23 protein-coding genes and 1 pseudogene are annotated in these 26,226 nt (G+C 44.9%); 8 read left to right on the top strand and 16 right to left on the bottom strand.

The genetic code is table 11. The annotated features are described in order from the left end of the window. Positions 1-295: 295 nt before the first annotated feature. The 8 genes from G9G57_RS11035 to G9G57_RS11000 form a co-directional block, all read right to left on the bottom strand. Entirely contained in the window at positions 296-1,945 is a 1,650-nt protein-coding gene (locus G9G57_RS11035) for a response regulator transcription factor (RefSeq protein ID WP_039276237.1), read from the bottom strand. After that, positions 1,938-3,728 (bottom strand): cache domain-containing sensor histidine kinase, encoded by a 1,791-nt coding sequence (locus tag G9G57_RS11030; RefSeq protein ID WP_039276238.1) that lies wholly within the window; start codon positions 3,726-3,728, stop codon positions 1,938-1,940. Before G9G57_RS11030 ends, G9G57_RS11035 begins: the two co-directional genes overlap by 8 nt. A gap of 125 nt (positions 3,729-3,853) precedes the next feature. Beyond that, on the bottom strand, positions 3,854-4,435 hold the full coding sequence (def, locus tag G9G57_RS11025; protein WP_016820341.1) for a peptide deformylase: 582 nt from the start codon (positions 4,433-4,435) through the stop codon (positions 3,854-3,856). A gap of 303 nt (positions 4,436-4,738) precedes the next feature. Further along, on the bottom strand, positions 4,739-5,713 hold the full coding sequence (locus G9G57_RS11020) for a polysaccharide pyruvyl transferase family protein (protein WP_016820342.1): 975 nt from the start codon (positions 5,711-5,713) through the stop codon (positions 4,739-4,741). Continuing rightward, positions 5,688-7,067 (bottom strand): lipopolysaccharide biosynthesis protein, encoded by a 1,380-nt coding sequence (locus G9G57_RS11015; RefSeq protein ID WP_013373123.1) that lies wholly within the window; start codon positions 7,065-7,067, stop codon positions 5,688-5,690. The genes G9G57_RS11020 and G9G57_RS11015 overlap by 26 nt, the downstream gene beginning before the upstream one ends. Positions 7,068-7,140: 73 nt before the next feature. Next, the gene (locus G9G57_RS11010; protein WP_016820343.1) at positions 7,141-8,094 is read right to left on the bottom strand and encodes a glycosyltransferase family 2 protein; all 954 of its coding nucleotides are present in this window, start codon (positions 8,092-8,094) and stop codon (positions 7,141-7,143) included. Positions 8,095-8,133: 39 nt separating this feature from the next. Further along, on the bottom strand, positions 8,134-9,075 hold the full coding sequence (locus G9G57_RS11005; RefSeq protein ID WP_017425545.1) for a glycosyltransferase family 2 protein: 942 nt from the start codon (positions 9,073-9,075) through the stop codon (positions 8,134-8,136). A 203-nt stretch (positions 9,076-9,278) separates the two neighbouring features. Further along, positions 9,279-10,079, bottom strand: coding sequence for a DUF1836 domain-containing protein (locus tag G9G57_RS11000; protein ID WP_025365859.1), 801 nt, complete (start codon positions 10,077-10,079; stop codon positions 9,279-9,281). A 224-nt stretch (positions 10,080-10,303) separates the two neighbouring features. On the opposite strand from G9G57_RS11000, the gene G9G57_RS10995 reads away from it, so the two are divergent. Together G9G57_RS10995 and bacA are read left to right on the top strand one after the other, a co-directional pair. Beyond that, positions 10,304-11,668 (top strand): hemolysin family protein, encoded by a 1,365-nt coding sequence (locus G9G57_RS10995; RefSeq protein WP_164964934.1) that lies wholly within the window; start codon positions 10,304-10,306, stop codon positions 11,666-11,668. A 127-nt stretch (positions 11,669-11,795) separates the two neighbouring features. Further along, positions 11,796-12,593, top strand: coding sequence for an undecaprenyl-diphosphate phosphatase (gene bacA / locus G9G57_RS10990; protein ID WP_017425548.1), 798 nt, complete (start codon positions 11,796-11,798; stop codon positions 12,591-12,593). 125 nt (positions 12,594-12,718) lie between these two features. On the opposite strand, the gene G9G57_RS10985 is transcribed toward bacA, so the two are convergent. The 7 genes from G9G57_RS10985 to G9G57_RS10955 form a co-directional block, all read right to left on the bottom strand. Further along, positions 12,719-13,045: a thioredoxin family protein gene (locus tag G9G57_RS10985; protein ID WP_019688638.1), complete on the bottom strand. Its 327-nt coding sequence runs from the start codon at positions 13,043-13,045 to the stop codon at positions 12,719-12,721. A gap of 151 nt (positions 13,046-13,196) precedes the next feature. Further along, entirely contained in the window at positions 13,197-14,108 is a 912-nt protein-coding gene (locus G9G57_RS10980) for an aldo/keto reductase (RefSeq protein ID WP_025365861.1), read from the bottom strand. Between the two features lie 158 nt (positions 14,109-14,266). After that, positions 14,267-15,010 (bottom strand): alpha/beta hydrolase, encoded by a 744-nt coding sequence (locus tag G9G57_RS10975; protein WP_164964933.1) that lies wholly within the window; start codon positions 15,008-15,010, stop codon positions 14,267-14,269. Between the two features lie 32 nt (positions 15,011-15,042). Next, entirely contained in the window at positions 15,043-16,023 is a 981-nt protein-coding gene (locus G9G57_RS10970; RefSeq protein ID WP_031462258.1) for a siderophore ABC transporter substrate-binding protein, read from the bottom strand. 12 nt (positions 16,024-16,035) lie between these two features. Next, on the bottom strand, positions 16,036-16,794 hold the full coding sequence (locus tag G9G57_RS10965; RefSeq protein WP_031462259.1) for an iron ABC transporter ATP-binding protein: 759 nt from the start codon (positions 16,792-16,794) through the stop codon (positions 16,036-16,038). Continuing rightward, positions 16,788-17,738, bottom strand: a complete 951-nt coding sequence (locus G9G57_RS10960; RefSeq protein ID WP_164964932.1) for an iron chelate uptake ABC transporter family permease subunit — start codon at positions 17,736-17,738, stop codon at positions 16,788-16,790. The genes G9G57_RS10965 and G9G57_RS10960 overlap by 7 nt, the downstream gene beginning before the upstream one ends. Beyond that, a complete protein-coding gene (locus G9G57_RS10955) occupies positions 17,728-18,681 on the bottom strand; it encodes an ABC transporter permease (protein WP_129550005.1) in 954 nt (317 codons plus the stop codon). Before G9G57_RS10955 ends, G9G57_RS10960 begins: the two co-directional genes overlap by 11 nt. Before the next feature lie 323 nt (positions 18,682-19,004). Between G9G57_RS10955 and G9G57_RS10950 the strand changes: the two genes are divergently transcribed. The 6 genes and pseudogenes from G9G57_RS10950 (at position 19,005) to G9G57_RS10925 (ending at position 25,391) form a co-directional block, all read left to right on the top strand. Further along, positions 19,005-19,682, top strand: coding sequence for a response regulator transcription factor (locus G9G57_RS10950; protein WP_013373136.1), 678 nt, complete (start codon positions 19,005-19,007; stop codon positions 19,680-19,682). Between the two features lies 1 nt (position 19,683). After that, positions 19,684-20,601, top strand: a complete 918-nt coding sequence (locus G9G57_RS10945; RefSeq protein ID WP_040102838.1) for a sensor histidine kinase — start codon at positions 19,684-19,686, stop codon at positions 20,599-20,601. Positions 20,602-20,709: 108 nt separating this feature from the next. Beyond that, complete coding sequence (locus tag G9G57_RS10940; protein ID WP_013373138.1) at positions 20,710-21,387, top strand: ABC transporter ATP-binding protein; 678 nt, start codon at positions 20,710-20,712, stop codon at positions 21,385-21,387. Beyond that, entirely contained in the window at positions 21,384-23,936 is a 2,553-nt protein-coding gene (locus G9G57_RS10935) for an ABC transporter permease (RefSeq protein ID WP_040102837.1), read from the top strand. Before G9G57_RS10940 ends, G9G57_RS10935 begins: the two co-directional genes overlap by 4 nt. A 213-nt stretch (positions 23,937-24,149) precedes the next feature. Beyond that, positions 24,150-24,774 (top strand): annotated as a pseudogene (locus tag G9G57_RS10930) (response regulator transcription factor). Between the two features lie 164 nt (positions 24,775-24,938). Then, positions 24,939-25,391 (top strand): histidine kinase dimerization/phospho-acceptor domain-containing protein, encoded by a 453-nt coding sequence (locus tag G9G57_RS10925; protein ID WP_013373142.1) that lies wholly within the window; start codon positions 24,939-24,941, stop codon positions 25,389-25,391. A 485-nt stretch (positions 25,392-25,876) separates the two neighbouring features. On the opposite strand, the gene G9G57_RS26215 is transcribed toward G9G57_RS10925, so the two are convergent. Beyond that, entirely contained in the window at positions 25,877-26,005 is a 129-nt protein-coding gene (locus tag G9G57_RS26215; RefSeq protein ID WP_013373144.1) for a hypothetical protein, read from the bottom strand. Positions 26,006-26,226 lie beyond the last annotated feature (221 nt).

Here is a 26,226-nt window from a genome sequence, read left to right as displayed (position 1 = left end):
TTTAGGAAATGACTCACTTAGCTAACTTCCCCATGGTTGCCATAACCGGGCTTCAGATTATCCCCATTATATAGAATAAATTTAAATGAAATTGAATCAAAAATGTGAACATCGTGTCAAAGTTGTGTCATAACGATGGCTTTTCTACGAAAATGCCCTAAATTCCATAATCAATGTGACATTTTCTATTGATCTGTCTTTTTTCAATATATATAAAAAGAGCCTCTCTTCATTCGGAGAGGATACCTCCGACATCTGCAAGAGAGACTTCATAACGTTAAACCTAGGGAATCGATCAACAGCCATCTGTTCCTCCGTTCTTTTGGACCTGATTACGGTAGGAGGAAGGCGACACTCCAACATACTTTTTAAATTTACTATGAAAATAATCTGCATTTGCATATCCCACGCGGCCCGCCACTTGGTGCACCTTAATCCCTTGTGCAAGCAATTCCCTTGCTCGCTCAATCCTTACCTTATCCAGGTAGGCATTAAAGGCCTCGCCTGTATGACTTTTGAACAGTTTGCCCAAATACCCACTATTGTAATTGAACATATCTGCCAGCAACTCCAGTCGCAAATTTTCATCATAATGACCATGTATAAAGTCAATCATTTGCTTCATGATGATCTCCTTGCCACCCGTATCAGTCTGTCCAATCCACTGCAACACATGTTCGAGCGAGTGATCCACCAGCTCGCCCAATGTTGAATAGGCATATACATTGGTAATCAAGTTGGAATGCTCCTCCAGCACGGTCCGGCTGTGTTCCTGTCCAGCTGCATAATTGTTCAGTGCGAGTGTGAATGTCTGAGCGAAGGCCGCCTTGATTGCAGATTCTGTACGATAAATCTGGGGAAATTGGACTTCCATGTCCTTAATGACACGGGTCGCCGCTCTACCATTAGCCATATCCAGCGCGTAGTACAGCTTTTCTGCATAACGCATGGGATCATCTGGGGCTCTGTCAGACGCTTCATCCATTTCAGCAGGGACTGTCTCCCATTCATGTAGGTCGCCGGGAAGCATGACTCTTTCTGCCCGGAACAAAAACATACGCTCCAATAATCGTAACGCCTGCTCAAAAGATCTGGGGATATCCTTAAGAATGTCTACCGGAGCGCCGGCAGCCCCATAGATTTCATTTACCCACGGTTTTAGCTCCTGTCGCCATGCAGCCAGCAACTGAACAGCATCTTTTTCCGTTTTTAACATGGCGGGAAGCAATAGGCCCGTATATATTCCAGCCTCAAACACAATGCCTCTACCCTGCTCACGACACAATTCGGCCAGCCGCTGCTTTGCTGCCAACTGCCGGGCTTGCCGATCCCAGTCAGGTATACGCAAATCCAGCAAAACCACCTGATAGCTACTCCAGTCCAAGGCTGGTAACGCTGGCTGTTGTCCGTGTTTTCCACCGCCGTTTTGGTGTTCAGCCTGCTTGGATGCACGATGGCTGGGTTCTACAGCATTACGAGCATGTTCTCCATGAACCGGAAACAGCAATGCTTCGATCCAATCGCGCTCATGCGAAGACGGACTCCCCCACTTTCCATCTCCCTTTTCGTTTTCAATGCTTTGCCGTACTCGCTTTAGCTCCAGCGTCATTTCTTCCTCATCAACGGGCTTCAATAAATAACCATCCACCCCGAATCCCATGGCTTGCCTAGCATAATTAAAGTCTGCATATCCGCTTAAAATGAGAAAGTGATACGGCTCCCCATTCATTTGGCGTATGCTTTGTATAACCTCCAACCCACTCATCCCAGGCATACGAATATCTACAATGACCAGTTCTGGTCGATGCTCTCCGAACTTTTCCAAAGCCTCGCGTCCGTTCTCAGCCGTATCGACGATGCGAAAGCCACAATCTCCCCAGTCAATAATGGAAGACAGTCCTTCACGAATCGCAGGCTCATCATCTACAATCATCGCTTTATACATTCGACGCTTCCTCCCTTGGTATGGAAAAGTATACGGTTGTTCCTACCTGTAATGCGCTTTCAATATGCAGACCATAACGTTCACCATACATCAATGTCAGACGTTGATGAACATTGCGTAGACCAATACTGCTCCCTTCCGGCTCCTCCGTACCCGTGATCCGAGCCAACAGACGGGTCAGTTGCTCTTCCTCCATGCCAATTCCATCATCAGCCACTTTAATGTGCAGCTCTCTTTGTTCTATTGTGATATCTACCTTTACGGTAACTGGTTCTTCCTTATTTTCTAGGCCATGAATGACTGCATTTTCCACTAACGGTTGTATGATTAAGGGAGGAATCGACATGTCCTTCGCGCTTTCTTCCAAATTCACTTCATAGACCAAACGATTTCCAAACCTGAACTGCTGAATTTGCAAATAGGATCGCACCATATCCAGCTCCTGTAATACGGTTGTTTTACCACTGCCAATCTCCAGATTCCTGCGCATCAGCCTGCCAAGCAAACGAACCGTCGTTGCTATCTCCGCCTCCCCATTCAGGTGTGCTTTCATTCGAATGGATTCTAAGGCGTTAAACAGAAAATGCGGATTAATTTGGCTTGCCATCATTTTTAGCTTGATATCCTTTTGTGCCAATTCAAGCTTATTATTATGTTCACTCGTTTCATAGACCTGTGCCATAAGCTGGCGGATACTACTCACCATGTAGTTGAAACGGCGGGATAAATCACCGATCTCGTCCCTTCCCTCCACACTTGATACCACATGAAAATCACCCGCAGCTACCTGACCCAGCTCATAGCTCAGCCGCTGGAGCCGTTTGGTAATAAGCCAGGAAATGATGGTAATCAGAATCAGCGCCATGATGAGTACCGCTAGTACACATAATGCACCAATCAGGCTGACCCGGTTTGCCCCCTGCACGATATGTTCCGTTGAAAACACCGAAATAATCGTCAATCCGCTCACACTTGAGGTTGGCAGCAGCTCATCCACAATAATGTTCGAGGGCGTTCCGTTAATTTTTGCTTCATATATCCCCTTACCTGCACGCTGGACATCAAAGCCTAAATGTAAATCCGTCAACGTCCGACCTACTGACTGCGGATGGGTAGCTGCGACCACAATTCCGTTACGATCCGTAATCAAGGTTTCAAAGGGCTCCTTGCTCAGCATATGATTCAACTCGGTCTGACTCAGTGCAATCATCAGAACTCCCTTGGAATTGTATTCGGGAAAAGGAATTTGCCGTACCAGGCTGAGGCGATTAACTGGGTTATCCTCCTTATCCTGAATGTAAAACCAGTTAATCGCCGTCCCCTTCAAAGCCTCCTGGAACCACGGCTGCCGCTCAATGTTAGCGTCCACAGGAATAAACTCCAGATTGTTGACCAATGTCGGATTGTAAGAATAGAACCGGATAGTAGCAACCTCTCTATATTGCTGGGTGTACTCATTAAAATCCTTGTACTGATGGTACGCATTCATGAGCTCCACCATGCCGGGATAACGGCGGTTCGCCATCTCCTTTAGCCTTTTATCGAACATTAGCCCATTTGAAATATCTGTTGGCACACGTAATAAATTTGCTGTCTGGCTCTTAATCTTTTCCACATTATTTACCGTTTGGGCAATCGCACTGTCCAGTGCCTGCTCTCGCAAATAAAAAATAACGCAGCCGCCCACCAACAGCACTGGGATCATGACAATCAGTACGTAGGAGAAGAGCAGCTTATTCCGCATACGCATATTATTCATCAGATGCCTTACTCCACGATACATGCCATCCCTCCTGTGAGATAAGCGCTTACATATTTTCAGTTTAAAGCTTCACAACATTTATATCCATATTTTCTTGCCAAATAAAAAGGTGGTGAACGGAGTCACCACACTTTACGGATCACGAACTATTTACGTACAAAAGGTTCGATATGCACTCCCTGTGGCAGCTTATACGGATCTTCCGGGTTGATACGGTCATAGAACATAATGCCATCCAGATGGTCCATTTCATGCTGTACGACAATCGCTGCATAACCCTTAAACGTTAACAGTTCCTGAGTTCCGTCCGGTAAATTGGCCTTGATGCGAATCTTCTCGTAACGTGGTACATATCCGGGTATGTACCGATCTACAGACAAGCATCCCTCACCCTGTTCCAAGTAAATCATGGATGTAGAATGGCTGACCAGCTTCGGATTAAACAGGCCATATTCTACCGTTTTGTCTCCATCTTCATAATAAATAGCACACATTCTTTTATTCAACCCAACCTGGTTGGCGGATAGCCCTACACCCGGGCGCAGCTCATAGCGGGTGGCCAGCTCTTCATTTTGGCTATTTTTCAGGTAATCCAGCATCCATTGCATCTGTTGAAGATCCTCTTCAGACAGCGGCAGACATACCGGATCAACCTTTGTGCGCAAAATCGGTTCCCCTTCACGCACGATATCCTTCGTGAGAAGCATGTCCATCGATTGATTGCTCATTCGTCAGCCTCGATTCATTTAAATAAATATTACGATCATGTGATGTACAGCAAAAGCTGGAGAATTCCCCGCTTTTCTGCAAGTTTTATCCCATAAATTATATCTATTCATGAAATGAATTGTCAAAATAGAGCGGTATGGGAGAGAGAAGCCATGATGCGCCCTCTCTATATAAAGCCATTAAATATTCACTGCCTTAATTGTTTATCTAATTAAATTATACTTATGTTCTTATAGCACTGAACCAAAAACCTCCTAAACCAATGAAGTGTTCAGGAGGTCTTTAAATAGTTTTTCTTACGATTAAGACGGCTGTTCTAATGCTTCGGGTGTATCGCTGAACAGCTTCGCCTTTGGATTCGGCTGTGTCCAGGTATTATAATATTGCGAATTCTTGCCGTAGGAATTGTCGATGACCACATGCGGCATATCAAGCAGGCAGGCCAGAATGTGACCGTGTAGCCGTGAAGTGCGAACCTCGCGGTAAGAACTGAACAGCGTAACCGCCTTGTTCATGAGATGGTCGGTGTACTTGTACCAGAATGTACGGGTAGGCAACGGTCCGCCCATTTTCTTATTCAGTCGGTAAAACTTTTGGAAATAGACAATCCCCTTCACTTCCAGCGGAGTGAATAAAGTATCCCAGTCCAGACGGTGTGAGGCATCAGCCTCGTCATCGAATTTCTTTTGTCCTCCTACCGTTTCAATATCTGTACGCAGGAAGTACAATACGTCCTTCACCGTTTCCGTAGTCGGCTTCAATGGCCACAGCTGGTGCGCCATATCAGGACATAATGTGATACTGCACTGGTTTAGTTTATCCTTAGCCCACTGATAAGAGCGTGTATCCCGCACAAACATATGTAGATCCGGGTGAGCATTAAACAGGGCAGCCACCTCATTAGCCTTCTGTTCAGACTGGAAGTGGATCGTCTGCGGCATGATTACAATTCGGTGGTTAGGGAAATCACGAACGATGCGTTCCCGCAAATTTTGGTGATTTGAATATAGATCGCCAAAGTTGCCACCGCCGTGGCATACGATAATCCAGTCGCCCGGAATATGAAGCTGATCGGGAATATCCATGGCGCTATAACGGGCACGGACACGAATGCCATTATCCTTAAAGAACGCTTCGGTGCCTTTCATGATCAGTACGTCCCCACCGTTATTATAGACGGGATAATCGACATAAATAATGTTCGAACCTTGAGGGACTACGTCGAGAATGACGCTCAGCTTATTTTTCAGTTTAGCCATGGGATGCGAATTCGGCATCTTTCAGTTCTCCCTTCCTGCGCTTCTTTTGTATAGTCTGCAAGACAAATGTAATATCACTTTTATCAAAAATGATCCGGGATAGCGGAACATTGAAAAACATTGGGAACGAGAACAGCGAGAACGCCAACCGTACACAAGCACCTACAAGCAAAGCAATAGCAATGCCGTCCAGACCGAAGATCGGTGTACAAATAAAAAACAGACCGACGGTGATCGCATAGGCCACAATTTGCCGGAACAATACCAGTCCCGGACGACCGAGTGCGTTAAAAGCCGAAGCCAGAATCCATGAGCCACCACCGATAATACATTCCAGTGATAGCAGGTAGAACGTTAGCGATGCTTCCAGAAAAGCGGGCCCGTACAGCAAACCCAGCATGTATCGACCAATAAAGAGAGCTGGTACAATGACGATGAGCATCGCAGCCATGGAGATGCGAAAAGCACGACCCACCGTTTCGACAATTTTGCTGTGTTCCATCCCTGTCACTTTCGGGAAGGTTACATTAGTGACGGCATTTTGCACCACATTGAACACACGGGACAAGGCGTAGACAACAGAGTACAGACCGAACGCTTTGGGTGACAGCAGCGCCACAATGACGATTTTGTCCGTTTGTGTGGACAGCGTTCCCATCAACTCCATCCCATACACCCGCGCTCCATAGCTATAATAAGGGCGCAGCACTTGGCGGCTGGTCAACGGACGAAATGCGCGTAGGTTCATATGCTTGCGCAATCGGAGGAACGCCCACATGAGCGCAAGGAAACTCGCGGCAAAATTCACTGCCCCCGCCAGTTGCACATTGAGTAAGCCCATCAGCCACAGGGTCACTAGACCGATGAAATTCAGTAACGGATAGTAAAACAGCAGGCCGTTATATACGCTAAACCGATCCAGTCCTTGCGATAATGCCGTCGTAAGTGCTGTAAGCACCGCTAACGGTACTGCTGCCGCACAATAAATCTGCGACAGTTGGATAATGTCTGCACCATAGCCATTCAGCCACAGCGGCATACATATCCAGGCCACCGCTCCTGCCAACAGACTGGCAGGCAACTGAATCCAGAGCGACAACGCCAGCAGTTCTTCCGTCGTGCCTGTTTTCTTCTTGAGGTTATAAATTAACGAGGTTGGCAAGCCGAAGCTCAATACACTGCCGATCAGCGTAGGCCAGAACAGAACAGCCGCCAGTTCACCTTTCCCCTCTACTCCGAGCATACGTGCGGTCAGGATGGAAGTCAGGGTCGTGACGATTAGCACAAAAAAATTGTTAAAGCTCGTGCGCATGATCGTTTTGGCGAGACTGTCACCCGTGAATACTTTCCTTGCTGCTGTCCATGTGCTCATGTTACGTCCAACTCCTGTTCCTTATTAAGCCTCTCGTCTCTATGCTCACATCGCGTCTTTTGACGCACCTCCATCAGCCTACCGTTTTTTTTGAATTGCGTTCAGACAACTGTCCTCCGCTAACAGGCTCCTTCGTACTTGAGAAAATCTCTTTCAGTGCTCTTCTATAGCCTTGAATGGCTTTATGATTTTTTTTGGGTCTCTCCCTTAAAATCTGATACAACGTCGTCCAATATAGTGCTGCATAACCGATCGGCCCAGATCCCTCGTCACGTAGTAGATGAATATGATTCATCACCCGCATATAAGTAACCTGTTCCATATTGTCGCGCGAGGACGGCGATTCATGGTGAAGCAGCGTAAGGGCCGGATTAATATACAATGGACCGCTTTTCATGGCGATACGGGAAAGTAATAAATCCTCGCCGACGCTATAGCTTTGCAACCAAGGTACCGGCTCCAGACTTAGAATCGCATCACGGCGAAATGACATATTACAACCATGAAAAAACTGGGTCTTAAACGTCTTCTTGGCCTTATGCCAGTTGTACATCGAGCCGGACTGACCGCTGAGGGACAATCTCCCTTTGGACAAAGATTGCTGGAACGAAAGCAAGCAGCGAATTGTACCCATGAAGCTGTTACTCATTCCCTGTGCTATGCCGCCAACACCAGCTGCCTGCGGATACGCCTCATAGGTGCGCATCAACTCATTCAAGTAGTTGCTCGGCAGCTCAACATCATCGTCAAGGAACAAAATGATGTCACCTTGCGCAAGCTCCACCGTCTTTACACGTGATAACCATAGTCCGGGCTGCTCCTTACGATGATATCGGTAGGCAATTCCCGCTCTGCTCAACTGATGCTCATAACGTTCCAGCACATGCTTTGGCAGTTTTCCGTCATCAATAATCCACAGCTCGGTTTCACATGCCTCTGGTGCTCCCCCCATGGCAATTGAATTGATGCATCGGGTCAGATCGTCAACCCGATTGCGGGTGCACAGAGCAATGGACAAGCTTAACATCATACTCCCCCTTTATCCTGTCAATGTGTATTAAGCAGATTACTGAACCGCCGGGCCTAAATATTCGTTATATTTTTGCTTACGCGGGTTCAGAATGAACAACACCCCCTGCTTGTATCCATCTGCTGCGTTAAAATTACGGCGCAGCGTTTCTTTGAGCATCAAGTAGGTTAAGGTCCATAAAAGAGCTCCATACTGGATAAATCCTGCCTTTTTCAGGGCAAGAAAATAATAGTGGTTAATCGCTGTGGCCTTGGCTACTTTGCCCGCCTTATCGCGCGAGCTTGGAGATTCATGATGGATGATCATTAAGTCGGGATTAATCACCAGTTTGCCGTAACGACTCGCTAACTGGCACATGTACAAATCGTCAGCCACCGCATAGCTGGTCATCCACGGATACGGCTTCATGTCCCGAAGCGCATCCCTCCGAAATGACATATTGCAGCCATGGAAAAATTCAGTGTCAAAAGTCTCGGTTGCTTCGCTCCAACGCAGCAAAGAACCTGCCAGACTACTGGGCGAGAGCTTGCCAAGGGAAGAAGACATCTGAAAAGTCAAAACGCCAAGCAGCTTTCCTGCCCGGCTTGAATGTAGTCCCTTTGCAATCCCTCCAACACCTACAATCGTGTCATCCTGTTCGTAGGTATCGAGCAAGCGCCGGATATAGAGTTTATCGTCCAGTTCGGCATCATCGTCAAAATACAGCACAATATCATACCGTACGAGAGACAAGGCCTCATAGCGGGATAACCAAACGCCGGGACGACTTTTTTTATAATATTTGAGAACACCTTGAGGCAATCCGGACACCATGTGACGGTACTGTTCAATCTGTTGGTCGGAAATATCGCCGTCATCAACAATCAGCAGTTCTACAGCTGTATGCTCCAATTGTTGCTGTGCAGCAATAGATTGTATACAGCGTGTCAGGTCTTCGATCCGGTTGCGGGTACAAATGATGATGGAGACATCGGACATGCCATTACCTCCTGTGTGTGTATCCAGATGCTTTGAAAGAGATATTCAAAGTTTTTCCAATTGCTGGATTATATATGTTTATTGTATCTTTGACAGCGTTTGAGTGTATATACCTCTTTTGTATACTTTTTCAGTCTCCAAAAGGGTAGACAATCCTCAAAATGAGCAAAAAAATAGGATCGGCTTCTTATGCCAATCCTGATCTACCCTTGAAAATCCAAAAATAATGTGGCATTCACATACCGACGTGCCATCGACAAAAAATAACTATTTTGCACCGATACCGCTGCCACCAGCAAAGTATTACGCACTGCTTCACACTGGTTAGGGGTCAAATGCTGTAAACGACAAGTATATTGATCTGCGGCTTGTACCAGCAGTTCTTCTGTCGCAGCTTCCTGACGTTTCTGTCCTGTAGCAGAATTTCCGTTGTCTTTTGCATACCCTGCTCCTGCCACATCAAGCAGTTGGTCTCCGTTCGCATCCAGCTCTTCAAATAAAGTTGAATATGCAGCGTACAAATCGACCGGCTGAATCAGATCATCCGTATCATCTTCTGGCTGTTGGAACAGGATATAAAATAACTGACGGATAGATTCAAAATCAAGACATGATTTTAAATCTTCCACGATGAGCAATATGGCAGCCTGGTTGACTGAGTATTTTTTGCCGATCTTCGGAGCGCCGAGGAACTCCTTGAAATCACGTTTGACCCAATTTTGCATAGAGGCCAGTGAGACATGGCTATATTCCACCAGTTGGCCTAAAGAAACGATCTCCTGCAGCGAAAAGGCTGCGCTGTGCTTGCCCTTGATGATTTTATCCAGCACAGGCGTCACTTCGGTATATAGAAATGTCGGCATGGTACTACCGGAACGGGCAAGATGGCTATGAGTGCGCCTCCAGGCGTCCTGAAGAACAGCCAAAGGCTGCAATTCGCTGCGGCCTTCCATGGCCAGCAACAAATGGGCCATATCACGGCGAGTGAGGGTAAAAGACTCCATCTGCTTTCCTCCCTTTATTGCATTTCAAGTTCATTCGAACTCATCATACGCCCTTAAACTAGGCTTGTAAAGTGAAGCAATGAGCCGTGCGGGTACTATTATGCCTTATTTTTCGTGTAAATTAGAGGTAGGTGACCTGCTACGATTCCATATGAACCTTGTATATTTTCTTTTAAGTTCTTAAAATAAGTTCAAGTGAACTCAAAATAGAGTTCCTTAAAAAATTGAACGAAAAAGGGATGAGTGAAAATTATATGGGTATAGGTGTCAGTCTATTTTTGTTTGCGGTGTTGATTTTATTTAGTGCTTTCTTCGTGGCTACCGAGTTTGCGATTATTAAAATCCGTTCCAGCCGGGTAGATCAGCTGGTGGTGGAGAACCGTAAAAACGCACTGGCGCTACAAAAAGTCGTCAATAATCTGGACGGCTACCTGTCTGCCTGTCAGCTTGGTATTACGATTACAGCGTTAGGACTCGGTTGGCTCGGTGAACCAACTGTAGTCAAACTGCTGGAGCCTCTCTTTCAACAGCTCAACATCAATGGGGAGTTTTCACATATCCTGGCCTTTATTATTTCATTTGTCATTGTAACTTACCTGCACGTGGTGATCGGCGAACTGGCTCCCAAAACATTGGCGATCCGCAAAGCGGAAGCTGTCAGCCTGTTAACCTCTCCATTCATCGTGTGGTTTAACCGGATTATGTATCCGTTTATTTGGCTCCTTAACGGCTCGGCCAATCGCCTGGTTCGTCTGTTCGGTCTTCAACCGGCTACTGAGCATGAAGAAGCGCACTCTCAGGAAGAAATTCAGATCATTTTGTCCGAAAGCGTGGAAAGTGGTAAGATCAATAACACCGAATATGGCTACGTAAATCGTATCTTCGCTTTTGACGAGACCGTTGCCAAAGAAATTATGGTGCCACGTACAGATATGGTATGCTTGTTTACGAATCGCTCGCTCAAAGAAAACATGCAGACTATTCACGAAGAACAGTATACCCGTTTTCCGGTAGCGACAGACAGCAAGGATCAGATCATTGGTATGATTAATACCAAGCAGCTATTCCTTGAGTATGATCGCAATCCCGAGCTTGTTTTCGATAGCCTGATTCAACCGATCTTGACCGTTCCGGAAGTTATTCCCGTCAACACGCTGTTGAAACGTATGCAGAAGGAGCAGGTTCATATCGCTCTCCTGGTCGATGAATATGGTGGAACCTCTGGTCTGATTACCATTGAGGACATTCTGGAGGAGATTGTTGGCGAAATTCGGGATGAATTTGATAAGGATGAACGGAAGGAAATCGAGAAACTGACGGAGAACAGTTATTTGATGGATGGTAAAGTGATGCTTTCCGATCTGAGTGATCTGACGGGCTTGACATTGGACGATGAAGACGTGGATACTGTCGGAGGGTGGGTGTATAGCCGGGTTCCGGAACCGAGACAGGGCAAGGAATTCATAGAAGATGATGTGAAATTTATCATTCGTGAAATGGGTAAAAATCGTATTCGTCGGGTGGAAATTATTTTACACCACAAATCCCCGATCTCGGAAATGGAGTCGGACACTTCTTCCCAGGAGTGAACTTTGTGATCTGAGCGACCAGCATACTGCACTTGGCACTTGCGTTCACTCCTACTGAAATGACATATTTTTAGGGCAAACGACTCAGGTTGTTTGCCCTACATGCGTGTAAGGAGGAGCTAGTAAATTGGATATTTTATCATCTATTATTATGGGTATTATTGAAGGGCTGACAGAGTTTTTGCCGGTCTCTTCGACGGGTCACATGATCCTTACGGCTGATCTTCTAGGGTTGAACACTGAGAATGATACGGTCAAAACATTTGAGGTTATCGTACAATTAGGTGCTGTGATGGCGGTCGTTGTATTATACTGGCGCAGATTCCTCAGCCTGTTTGATTTCAGACGCAAAATCTCATCCCAGCCACGTCTAAACCTGTTACATATTATTTTAGCCATGATCCCTGCAGGAGTAATTGGTGTACTGTTCCGTGATGTGATCAAGCAATACTTGTTTGGTCCTGAAACGGTTTTGTACAGTTTGGTCATCGGGGGCTTGCTCATGATCGCGGCTGAAAAATTCCATCCGCCTATTAGATCACATACGTTGGATGAGATCACGTACAAACAAGCATTTACCATCGGTGTGTTCCAAGTCCTAGCTCTGTGGCCAGGCTTCTCTCGTTCAGGCTCAACTATGTCTGGGGGCCTATTCGCACGTGTAAGCCATACGGCAGCCGCAGAATTTACATTCCTCGTATCTGTTCCGGTCATGCTGGGTGCATCGGGGATTGATATGATTAAAAGTATGGATCATCTGTCTATGAGTGATTTCCCGGTGTTCGCAGCCGGCTTTATTACTGCCTTTATCGTCGGGATGCTGGCAATCAAAACGTTCCTCGGTCTGCTCAAACGCTTGAGCTTGACTACGTTTGCCATCTATCGTTTCGTGCTGGCGGCTGTGTTCTTTTTCATTATTTTGTAATCATTGTTTGGTATCCTATAACCAAAAAGGGATATCCAAGTGGCCTTAAGGTCAGCCTTGGATATCCCTTTTGCTATTTTGCGGGCTTGGGTAGATCGTCCTGATCTATCTACCATGCGTACTGATTACTGTTTGGATTCCAGCGTAGTCAGATATTCCGAAACTTGAGCTGGCGTTTTGGCATATTTGCTGTGCAAATGAGCAATTTTCTCGCCATTACGGAACACGAGCAGGCTCGGAATGCCGCGTACTTGATTTTCTTCAGCAATCGGCTGAAACTTCTCGGCATCAAGCGCAAAGAAACGCTTATCCGCGTTCTCCTTCATAATGCCGTCCATAAATTTATCCAGCGTCTTGCAATCTGGACACCAGCTGGTATCAAATTTTACGACGGTTAGACCGTCACCGTTAATTAAATCCTGATATTGCTGCTCAGATTCGATACGTTCCATCGTTGGTCCCTCCTAGAGTGAATTGATAATATCTTCACATTCACATATGAATGATAAATCAGGCTTATTCCTATATTGTAATGATTCTTTTATATATTGCAACTGGGATGAGTACATGTTTGAGCATGTAATTATTCTATTTTTGCTCGGATCAGCGGTATTGCGCATCATAACGATTGGCCCGGCTGATATGCTGTAGCGTCTCTCGCTCGTGCTCAGTTAGCGGCGCAATGTCGGCAGCGGAAATATTATGCTCCAATTGCCCCAAAGAGCTTGCACCCGGGATCACAGCAGCAACAGCCGGATGAGACAGGCTATAACGGATCGCTGTCTGCTCCATACTACGGTCCGCCCCTGCAAATGCCTTTAATTGCTTACGCACGTCCAGTAGCTCTGCTTCTTCGTAGTCTAGGTATCCCTTCGCTGCCTTTTCTTCACCCTTGTCAGCCAATACGCCGCTCGCCACGGGTCCACGTGCAATCACACTAATTCCCCGCTCCTGAAGCAAAGACAGTACTTCTTCCTCTGCACGCCGATCCAGCAAGCTATACTGATTCATAACACTAACGATATTCGAGCGTTCCACATATTCACGGATGACATGCGGGCGAATGGAAGAAATACCATAGTAGCGGATGACACCCTCCTGCTGCAGTTGCTCGAAAGCCTCAATGGTTTCATCGATCGGATCATCAATCGTCCCTCCGTGCAACTGATACAGGTCGATATAGTCCGTTCCCAGACGGCGCAGACTCTCTTTCACGGCTGACAGGATATATTTCTTGGACGGATCCCATCCCCAGCCCTCCTGCCCCGGTATACGCCGATTGCCGACCTTGGTCGCCAGGATGACATCCTGGCGTCGTCCACGGATGGCTGCCCCCACAATTTCTTCATTGCGTCCATGCTGGTACAAATCGGCCGTATCCAACAGATTTACGCCCCTGTCTAACGCTTCATGGATCAAGTAAACAGCTTGCTGCTCCTCCGTACCGACCGACATACATCCCAAGCCAATCTCACCTACCAGCAAATCCGAAGCTCCCAGACGGTTTTTCTTCATCGTTGTCTCCCCTCACTTCAATGACGTATAAATTTAAATTTTTAATATTTCTCTATTATACGAAAAATACATACAAAAAAAACAACCCCAAAGACATAGAGACTCCACGCTCTCCAATCCTTTGAAGTTGTTGTATGAAATTCGTATTCCCTTAGAAGCTATCCGAACAGCCATTGTACAGCTTTAGGAAACTGACGCTGAAAACAATCCACACGATGCACCGCATCTTGATCCAGCTCAAGCAGCACATCTTTTGTGTCAAGTCCCTGTGCCAGGAGCACCTCGTGTGCCTGAAGGGTCAGCGGAACCATGTCTTTTTGTACATTCGTCTTCCCTTCCCCTTCACGGGTCCCGACAGATATATATATCCGGCGTGTCCCGGCCATTACAGTAGCAAATGATGCAGATTGCATATAATCGATCATACCGGGAAACCAATATGAGCCCGAGATCGAACCAATGCGTCCAAATATATGCGTATACTGGAAGGCCGCATACATGGAAATCAGTCCACCCAACGAAGCACCGATCAGCCCTGTATGCTCCAGCCCAGTTTGCACTGGATATTTTGCCTCGACATAGGGCATTACTTTTGTAACCACAAACGCCAGATAGGCATCTCCGCCACCGCCAAAAGCAGGTCTTCCCTCTACTAAAGCAGCTGCCTTCCAAGGCGTATAATCGTCCAGCCGATTCACGGGCTGAATGCCCACCAGTATCACACGGGGCAGCTCTCCCGTAGAAAAACCTCTTTCCAGTTCATCCAACCCGCTTAGAAATAAAGAGCTGCCATCCTGCACATACAGCACAGGATACAGCTCATTAGGATTCACAGATACGGGAGGTGTATAGATGTGTAGAAGATACCCATCTAATGAAATTTCATTTACATGACCTTTCATCTTACGCAGTCCCCCATGATGTGAATGTAGCATTACAGTGCAGCATCTATTTCCTTGATCATTTCAGATACGGATTCCAGACCATTACCTGAAAGGTACCAGTAGTTAGGATCAAGGTATACAATATGTCCATTTTTATATGCATTGGTTTTCTTCACCAGTTCATTCTCAATGGTTTGTTTACCTGTAACCTGTTCCTTGCCTTCCTCGACCACCACAGCCCCACGGTCAACGACAAAAATATAATCTGGATTTTTTTGCTGTACATATTCAAAAGAAACCTTTTGTCCATGCGTGGATACTTTAATGTCAGGATCTACAGGAGTTACGCCAAAAGCATCATGAATGATACCGAAGCGGGATTGTGAGCCATATGCGCTCAGGCTTCCTTCGTTCGTCAGTACGATCAAACCTTTAGCCTTGCTCGCTACCGCCTTGTCATGTACAGCCTTAATGGAGCTATCAATCGCAGCCAGTTCCTGTTTGGCAGCATCCTCTTTATCGAAGATTTGACCCAAGGTTTCAACGTTTTTCTTAAAGGAATTGATATAATCCTTGGTGTCTACAGCCATCGAAATAGTCGGTGCAATTTTGCTCAACTCTTTATATGCATCAGCTTGTCTGCCGCCGATAATGATCAGTTCAGGAGAGAGATCACTGATTTTCTCATAATCCGGCTCAAACAGCGTACCCGCACTTGCATATTTGGAATCTTTATATTTGCTCAAATACGTAGGAAGATCCTGCTGCGCTACCGCCGCAACGTCTACTCCTAGCTTATCCAACGTATCCAATGAACCAAAATCAAAAACAACAACATTTTTCGGATTGACTTTGACTTGGACTGGATTCTCATCGAGTGCGTGTTTGACCGAGACGGTTTTGGATTCCGTTGTTGCAGTCGAGGAGCCGTTCCCAGTCGCTTCTTGTGTTGCCGGAGCCGCTTTGCCACAGGCCGATACGATCAGTACCAATGCAAGCATCAGTGTTAAAAACATCAAATTTTTCTTCATTTTACATTCCCCCTAAGTGAAGTACACACAAATTTTATGATCACCGATCTGTTGAATCGGAATATCCATATCGTACAAATCTTTTAATACCTGACTATCTATCATCTCGTCAGCCGTTCCTTGTTTTAGCAATCTACCATTCTTCATCCCGACAATATGGTCCGAATAGCAGGAAGCAAAGTTAATATCGTGAAGCACCACCAGAATCGTTTTGCCCAGATCATCCACTAAATTGCGTAGCGTCTTCATAATCTGAACCGAATGCTTCATATCCAAATTGTTCAGCGGCTCATCCAGCAGGATGTATTCCGTGTCCTGTGCCAGAATCATAGCAATAAAAGCCCGCTGCCGCTGTCCCCCACTGAGCAAATCAATATGCTTGTCCTTCATATCCTCCAATCCCATGTAAGCCATAGCCTGCTCCACCATTTTGCGATCCTCGCTGTTCAATCTGCCCTTGGAATACGGAAAACGGCCGAAGCTGACCAGCTCCTTCACGGTTAAGCGGATGTTGACATCATTGGTCTGTTTTAAAATGGATATCTTCCGGGCTAGCTCCTCACTTTTCGTCAGGCTCACGGCCTGCCCGTCAATCAGGATTTCTCCCTCATCACTGTCAGTTAGGCGACTAATCATCGACAACAAGGTGCTTTTTCCAGCGCCGTTAGGTCCAATAAAGGAGGTAATGGTGCCTTTAGGTACAGTGACGGATACCTGCTCCACCACATTTTTATTCCCGTAGCGTTTGGTTACGTTTTTGACTTCTACCATGATTTATTCTCCCGCAGCAAAAGGTACAGGAAGTACACCCCCCCGATAAAGTTAATAATGACGCTGACTGTTGTCGACAAGTCGAATACTCTCTCTGCCAGCAGTTGGCATCCTGCCAATGCGATGACACTAACAAAGATGGAGGCCGGAATTATATAACGGTGCTGATACGTCTTCATCACCTGATAAGCCACATTGGCCACAATTAATCCAAGAAATGTGATCGGTCCGACAAGTGCCGTGGATATGGAGATGAGAATCGCTACAATAATCAGCAATCTTTTGATGATATAACTGTAAGGAAGACCTAAATTAATCGCATGCTCCCGTCCGAGTGACAGCACGTCCAGGTACTTAATGAATCTCCACGCATAAGCAAATACGAGCACGAGCACGAATACAGAAAGCCATAACAGTTCGGTGTTTACATTGCTAAAGCTGGCAAAGCTCTTGTCCTGAATTTTCGCAAATTCGTTCGGATCTATCAGCACCTCCATAAAGGTAGACAGGCTGTTGAACAGTGTCCCAAACACCAGACCGATCAGTAAAAGCACATAAATTCCCCGTCCATCTTTGCGGAAAATTAACTTGTATAGCAATCCCGCGAACAGCACCATCATCCCCACCGACAGCAAAAAGTTTAATTCTTTGCTGGTCGAAATCAGCGGGACGGAACCAAATGCAAAAATTAATGTCGTCTGAATCAGCATATACAGTGAATCCAGCCCGATAATACCCGGGGTCAAAATCTTGTTATTCGTGACCGTCTGGAAAATAACAGTTGCAAAAGCAATGGAGCCACCGGTCAGAATGAAGGCTGCGACCTTTTTCAATCGTCGTGGCAGCGCGTAATGCCAGGTGTGCGGAAGATCTATAAACACAAAAGCAGCAATCAACACAAGCGCGGCAGCGGCTAATATTCCGATTTTTAATTTAGGATTCATAAGCCCTTCTCCTCAGCAGCAAATACAAGAACAACGCGCTCCCGATTACACCAACCGTAAGCCCTACAGAAATTTCATATGGGTAAATGATCACCCGTCCCAAAATATCGCAAAACAGCACAAACACGGCACCCAAGATTGCTGTATGTGCTAGGCTTTTTTTCAGATTATCCCCCATGTACATACTGACCAGATTGGGTACAACCAGTCCCAAAAAGGGAATCGTCCCGACAGTTAAGATGACAACAGAGGACACCAAAGCCACGATCACCAAACCAACATTGACAGTGCGCTTGTAATGTACGCCCAAATTGGCTGCAAAATCCTCACCCATGCCTGCAATTGTAAAACGGTTCGCATATATGTACGCCAACGCAACCAAAGGAACACTAAGATACAGCATCTCGTAGCGGCCACTCATGATTAGAGAAAAATCCCCCTGCATCCACGAAGAAATGCCCTGGATCAGATTATATTTGTAGGCAAAAAAAGTCGTCACCGAATTTAAAATGCCCCCAAACATCAGACCAACAAGCGGGATAAATACCGGGTCCTTGAAACGGATTTTATCCAATATCTTCATGAAAATCAGCGTTCCCCCTAGAGCAAATCCAAAAGCCGTCAGCATCTTCGTCCAAAATCCCGCCGCTCCAAACACCATAATGGCCATCAGCACACCTAATCGTGCCGCATCCATCGTCCCTGCGGTGGTGGGCGATACAAATCGGTTTCGGGTAAGCTGCTGCATAATCAGCCCGCAGATACTCATACTCGCCCCTGCGATAATGATGCTGATCAAACGTGGGAATCTGCTAATCAGGAGCACCTGCGCTTGATCGTTGGTTAAGTGGAACAAATCAAGTGGAGTCACATCATGAACACCGATGAACACCGAGGCGAAGGCCAGTACCAGAAAAGCTAATATTAAATAGCGCAATTTCATCTCTAACTAAGGGAGCCTGTCCAATAACTCGTGCCAAGCTTCGGCCCTCTCCTCCCCTCCAATAATGATAATCATTATCAAAACAACTAGGATAAATTATAGCAGTGATATTGTATCTGTCAAATTCTTTGCAATGAATAAACCATGTCAAAAAAGGTGTTAGCAAAACCTGAATAGTCTGAAGAGCGAATGAGCAAATAAGAGCAATATCCTGTAAAATAGAGGTGCAAGATTTTAGGGCCCTCTTTTCCATTTTTGCTGTAGGCAATTCTTGGAATTCGGGATTCATTAACTTGATGAATCAAAAAAACAGGAGGAAAATGATGAATCACATACTAATCGTCGAGGACGATATCGCCTTGAGTAACGGTATTGTTCTTGCTCTTAAAGAACCTAACAACGTATTTGTGCAAACGTATGACATTGCTACTGCAAAAGAACAATTGAACATCACTGCTTTTGATTTAGTCATTCTTGATATTAATTTACCAGATGGAAACGGGCTTGATCTTTTAACAGATATACGAAAAAAAACAACTATACCCGTCATCGTTCTGACAGCGAATGATATGGAAACAGATATCGTCACTGGTCTTGAGCTGGGTGCTGACGACTATATCACCAAACCTTTCAGTCTTATGGTACTGAGAGCGAGAGTCGGCGTTCAGCTTAAAAGAGCTGGGTACTCGCTTGCAGACTCCATTCAGCTAGGCGATTTTTCCTTCTCATTTGAGAGGATGGAATTTATTAAAAATGGTACACCTATTGAACTAAGTAAAACGGAGCAAAAATTGTTGCGCATTCTAATCAACAATCGAGGAAATACCGTTTCGCGTGATCATTTGGTAGACAGCATCTGGACTGACGGGGCTGAGTATGTAGGTGAAAATGCTTTGTCAGTTACGATAAAAAGGTTGCGGGATAAATTGGAGGATCATCCCTCCTCCCCACAATATATTAAAACGGTGTATGGGCTGGGCTACACATGGGCGTTGAAATGAGATGACAACACTCCTCTATATATGTATTGGAATTGCCGTCGCTGCTGTATGCACTGCTGTGGTTGCTATCATGCTGTATCGCAGGAGCATCCAAAGAACAATGAAAACTATTGAGAACATGCTGGATGCCGCGATAAATGGCAGCTTCTCGGAGGATGTCTTTGATGAATCCGTTCTCTCTGCAATAGAAGCGAAATTTGCGAAATTTCTTTCTATTTGCTCCGTGTCTTCCAAAAATCTGCTTGCCGAAAAGAATAAAATAAATGAGCTGATTTCCGATATTTCACACCAAACGAAAACACCAGTGGCCAACATCCTGCTTTATTCTCAGCTACTTAGCGAATACGAACTATCACAGGATACCTCCACTTGTGTGAAAGCTCTATCTGCACAGGCCGAAAAGCTTAACTTCCTTACCCAGGCATTGTTGAAAACATCGCGGCTTGAAACGGGGATTATCACGGTAGCGCCAAGGCGAGAATCTGTTCAAAAGCTCCTTGATGCTGCACTGGAGCAAATGATGCCAAAAGCAGACGCCAAAGGGATTTCAGTTGTTATGGAGGACACAGTTACCCATGCTTATTTTGACCTAAAGTGGACGAGTGAAGCTGTCTATAACATTATGGATAACGCCATAAAATATACAGAGACAGGCGGAAGCATGAATATAAAAGTAACGGCATACGATTTGTTTTGTCGAATTGATATTATCGATAGCGGCATAGGCATTGCAGAAGAAGAACAAGGTAAAATCTTTACCCGCTTTTATCGCTCCCCCACTGTTAACTCGCAGGAGGGTGTAGGTATTGGACTGTTTTTAGCTAGAGAAATCATCGCTGCGGAGGGGGGGTACATCAAGGTACGATCACGCTACGGCCGTGGTTCTACCTTCTCTATTTTTCTTTCTATGGATACTTAATTCTTTCAATACCGTTAGATTTCAGAAAGATTGTAGAAAGATCAGTGTGTTAATGTCTGTACTGTAGATGACTACGATCCAGACATTTTTTTGTGGAGGAGAACGTATATGGCTCTATTGAAAACTCAGGCATTAAAGAAGCATTACGGTAATGGAGATACTGCTGTTCATGCCTTAGACAGCGTAAATCTGGAGGTGGAAAGCGGAGAATTTGTCGCTATTGTCGGTACATCCGGGAGCGGCAAATCTACCCTTCTGCATATGCTGGGTGGACTTGATCGTCCAACAAGTGGAGACGTTACGATTGACGGCAAAGATATTTTTACATTGAAGGACGAAGAATTGACAATTTTTCGCAGACGAAAGATTGGCTTCGTGTTTCAAAATTACAACCTGGTGCCTGTCTTAAATGTCTACGAAAATATTGTGCTTCCTATTGAACTGGACGGTAAAGAACCGGACAAAGCCCACGTAGATAAAATTGTACATACCTTGGGCCTTGACCACAAAATGAATAATCTGCCAAACAATCTTTCCGGTGGACAACAGCAACGTGTAGCTATTGCCAGAGCACTGGCAGCCAAGCCCGCCATTATCTTGGCAGATGAACCCACCGGAAATCTGGACAGTAAAACGAGTCTGGATGTGATGGGATTGATCAAAGTATCCAGCCAACAGTTCGCCCAAACGATGGTGATGATTACTCATAATGAGGAAATCGCGCAGATGGCAGACCGCATCATCCGCATTGAGGACGGTAAAATAGTAGGTGGTGCGACCCGATGATCAAAGTAAAAAACAGTAAGGCGGTTCGTAATTTATCAGATAAAAGTTTTAAAGCCAATAAAATCCGCAATATTATTGCGATTATCGCTATTGCCTTAACCACTTTGTTATTTACATCTGTGTTTACTATGGGGATTGGCGCGATGGAAAGTTTCCAGCAGGCAACGATGCGACAGGCTGGTGGGGGAGGGCAGGGTATTCTCAAATATATCAACGAAGAGGAATTTAATCACATCAAAGACCACCCTCTTATTAAAGAGATAGCGTATAGTCGCTTGTTAAGTGAAAAAGTGACAAACGAGCAATTTTTAAAGCGTCGTGCGGAGTTCTGGTATCATGACGATTTAGGGCTAAAGCTAGGATTGATTGAGCTAGAAAAAGGCCACAAACCGGTGGCAGAAAATGAGGTTATCTCGGACTCTAGTACCTTACAGTTACTGGGTATCCCCCTGAAAGAGGGCGCCCCATTGACCTTGAAGCTTGAGGTTCACGGCAAAATGGTACAGCGTGAATTTATCCTCTCCGGCTGGTGGAAGAGTGACCCCGCCGCCATGATAGCCAGAGGTCAAATTTATGCTTCTAAAGCTTATGTGGATGCACATGCCGAAGAATTACGCTACACATATAAGCAGGATCATGATATGACCGGAGCCATCAATGCAGATATCATGTTCGATAACAGCTCGAACATGCGGGAAAATCTTAATAAAGTGATTACAGAAAGCGGTTATTCCCTAGACCAAAATGCACCGAACTACATTGCAAGTTCTGTGAACTGGGCGTATCTTTCCAACACCTTCAGTTCGAACCCTGAAGCCGTCTTTCCCCTAGCCACTGGTCTGTTACTGATCATGCTTACTGGCTATCTAATCATCTATAATATTTTCCAAATCTCGGTGATGCGTGATATTCGTTTCTACGGTCTTCTAAAAACCATCGGCACAACCAGCAAACAAATCAGCAGAATCATCCGCAGACAGGCATTATTTCTTTCCTTAATCGGGGTTCCCATCGGCTTGCTCGGGGGTTTTGGTGTCGGCAAATCGCTTATCCCTCTGCTGCTTATGAACAATTATAGGCACGCTGAGGTAACCCTATCCCCCAACCCATGGATTTTTATCGACTCCGCTCTGTTTGCAGTCGTGACAGTTATGATCAGTGCATATAAGCCTAGCAGAATTGCGGCGACTGTGTCTCCGATCGAGGCAGTAAGATACGTAGACGGAGCTACCAAAAAGGGGAAGAAAAAACTAAAAAAATCAACTAACGGTGCTAAAATGCCACTGATGGCTCGAGTCAACTTAGGGCGCAATAAGAAGCGGACTACTTTGGTTCTGCTTAGCCTTTCTCTAGGTCTAGTACTACTGAATACTACTTTTACATTATTCCAAAGTCTGGATATGAATAAGTATGTGTCTAAAAGCCATGACACTGACTTTCTAATTGCACATGCTGATTATTTTCAAGAACATTTCACAGGCCCTGACAATGCGACGACGGAAAGCTATATTCAGGCCGTACAGGCACAACCCGGTTTTGAAGAAGGTGGACGATTGTACAGTGGCAGTAATTTATTCACTGTCGAGCATAAAGAGAACAAAGAGGGGATGAAGTTGTACGGGGAAATCGTCACTCCTGACGCTCGCGGCAACTTATCTGCAATAGTGTACGGGCTTGAAGATCTCCCCCTTCACCGACTACAATTAATTGATGGTGAACTTGATTATGGCAAGCTAGCTTCAGGAAAGTACATCCTGGAAGGGGTCAGGTTAGACAATTACGATAATCCTGAAATGGAACTATCCGTATACAAAGTAGGTGAAAAGGTTACTCTTCATAAGTATATGGGCACAGCAAATGCCCAGGAGTACACTAGCCATGAATTCACAGTGCTTGGTCATGTTGGCGTAAAATCATCCAATTCTGGTGTAGCCGTTGCTAGTTATACTGACTTCTATCTCCCGGCGGATATCTACAAGACGCTTGTGAAGAAGCCTGTGATAATGAGTTATGCCTTTAATGTATCCGACAGTAAAGAAAAAACGATGGAGAACTTTATAAAGAATTATACCGAAATAAAGGAGCCAGTGATGGACTATCGGTCCAAATCCACCGTAATTGCCGAGCTTTCAGGTATGCAAAAAACGATTTTGATGATCGGCGGTACGCTCAGTATTATTATTGGTGTGATTGGCATTGTTAATTTTGCAAACGCGCTTCTAACTAGTATTCTGACCCGCCATCAAGAATTTGCTATACTACAAAGCATCGGCATGACTAATAAACAATTAAAAACAATGCTTGTATATGAGGGGATGTACTATGTACTCGGCACCAGCATATGCTCCATCTTATTAGGAAGCCTACTTTCCGTCTTGATTGCGAAACCCCTGAGTGCCCAAATATGGTTTATGAGTTATAAATTTATTATCTGGCCGCTGATCCTCATGTTGCCTGTTCTGCTCGTGCTTGGGATCTGTCTTCCTCTCGCTATTTATTCTCTGAGCGACAGGAAAACTATCGTAGAACGACTGCGAACAGCAGAATAAATCCCCCTGTAAAGAAAATGACCTGGTCAAAACTTTTGGCTGGGTCATTTCATGGTTATTCAACAGTGGTTTAATACCTACTCCTTGAACCATGAGCAAATAAGAGCATATCCTGTAAAATAGAAATAGAGAATGGGCGGCTCTCATTTACATTTTTATTGTGAGCGGTTGTTAGAGCTCGGAATTGTTTAACCAAAATACAAGAGGAGAATAATGAACTATATAATAATTATCGAGGATGATATCGCCTTGAGTAACGGGATTGTTCCTGATCTTAAAGAACCTAACAACCTATTTACGCAAGCGTATGACATAGCTACTGCAAAAGAACAATTGAACGTCACTGCCTTTGACCTAATGATTCTTGATGTGAATTTGCCGGATGGAAGCGGACTCGACCTTTTAACCCATATACGTAAAAAAAAACAACTGTACCAGTCGTCGTTCTGACTGCGAATGATATGGAAACAGATATTGTCACTGAGTTCGAACTGGGTGCTGGGGGCCAAAGTAGATATTCAGCTAAAAAGAGCTAGGTATCCGCTTACAGATTCCTTTCAGCTTGACAATTCTTCCTTTTCATTTGAGAGGATGGCATTTATTAAGAATGGCACACCCATTGAACTAAGTAAAACTGAGCAAAAATTGTTGCGCATCCTAATCGATCAAGCAATACTGTATCTCGCGATCGCTTGATTGACAGCATATGGACAACTGATGGAGCTGAGTTTGTAGGTAAAAATGCCTTGGCGGTTACAACAAATTGGCGGATTCCCCCTCCTCTCCCGAATACATTAAAACAGTTTATGGGCTGGGATATAGATGGGCGGTGAAGTGATATGATAATACTTAACCATGTGTATATAGGAATTGCTCTACCTTTGCTGCCGCGGCTGTCGTTCTTCTATATCGTAAAAACATACATAAAATCATGCATCCACCGAAATAATTATTGATGATGCAATTAATGAGGAATTTGCAGAGCATGCTTTTGACGAATCCGTGTTATCCTCTGTAGAAACCAGGCTTGCGCAATTTCTTTCTATTTGCTCTGTCTTCTCAACAAATCTGCTGGTAGAGAAGAATAAGATAAACAAGCTCATTTCCGACATCTCCCACCAAACGAAGACACCTGTTGCCAACATCCTTCTCTACGCACAACTGCTTAGTGAGCATGATTTACCTGAGGATAGCTCTTCTTGTATAAAAGCTTTGGCTTCACGAGCAGAAAAACTTAATTTCCTGACCAATACATTGGTGAAAACATCGCGACTAAAAGTGGGTATTATCACGGTATCGCCGAGGCAGGAATCTGTTCAAGAGCTGCTGCACGTTGCACGGGAGCAAATGATTCCAAAGGCAGATACCAAAGACATCTCTATTGTTATGGAGAATACACCGATTCATACTTGCTTTGTTCTGAAATGGATGGCTGTATTATGGACAATGCTGTAAAATATACAGAAACGGGCGGGAACTTAGTAGTATGTAAAATCAAGAGAAAACATTCACTTCCAGAGCCTATGTAGACGCACTGCATAGTATTACGGAGAGAACGCTTATCCCCTTGAGGAAGACTCGTCGAATTATCATGGATCATAATGTAATCTGTTCCTATATTGGACATACCTGGTATGGATACGAGAACGATCATAGCGCTAATTTTTTCTTTGTTCATAATCATCCTTATCGACTACTTTACCATCTACAATTGAGTGAAGCTTCACGGATACCAATTAGCTCCATGAATTTCGCTATTGACAATTGTGCAGACTCCAAATGATAAGGAACAAGCCTCATGACGGCGCAGCACAGAACATGAAAGAGGGTGTTCTACCGGAATCGCCTAGGAAAATAGAGCACTACTCTACTCACCCAGATATGATGCAAAAGAAAGTACCCTCGTCTTAAAAGACGAGGGTATTAGACAAAATCATTCTTTAAGTGGTTTGCAAGGTATTAGAGCTACAATGTCCATTGGGTTCGAGACAATCAAAATTGCAATGATTAGGATTACATTGTACTTCCATATCAAAATCTACATTTTCTAAAATCTCGATTTTTTCCATGTTAATTCCACCTCCTTTCACTATTAAAATATCATTAAAAATACCTCTAAATTTTCTATTGTAAAAATCAGCATGCTATTTGGCATAATTAGCAGATTAGACCGGGATGCCCCTCCTTCTCTTTGATCCTCTCATCTCTTTTTGCTTTTATAATATCAATACCGTTAACATCCCTTCATATCCTGCAAGTATAAATATCTTTTGATGTAACAAATATTTCA

It is taken from the genome of Paenibacillus sp. EKM211P, assembly GCF_011066175.1.
Lineage (GTDB): Bacteria > Bacillota > Bacilli > Paenibacillales > Paenibacillaceae > Paenibacillus > Paenibacillus polymyxa.
The sequence above is the reverse complement of the archived record's forward strand: the minus strand, read 5'-3'. Positions and strand labels throughout refer to the sequence as shown.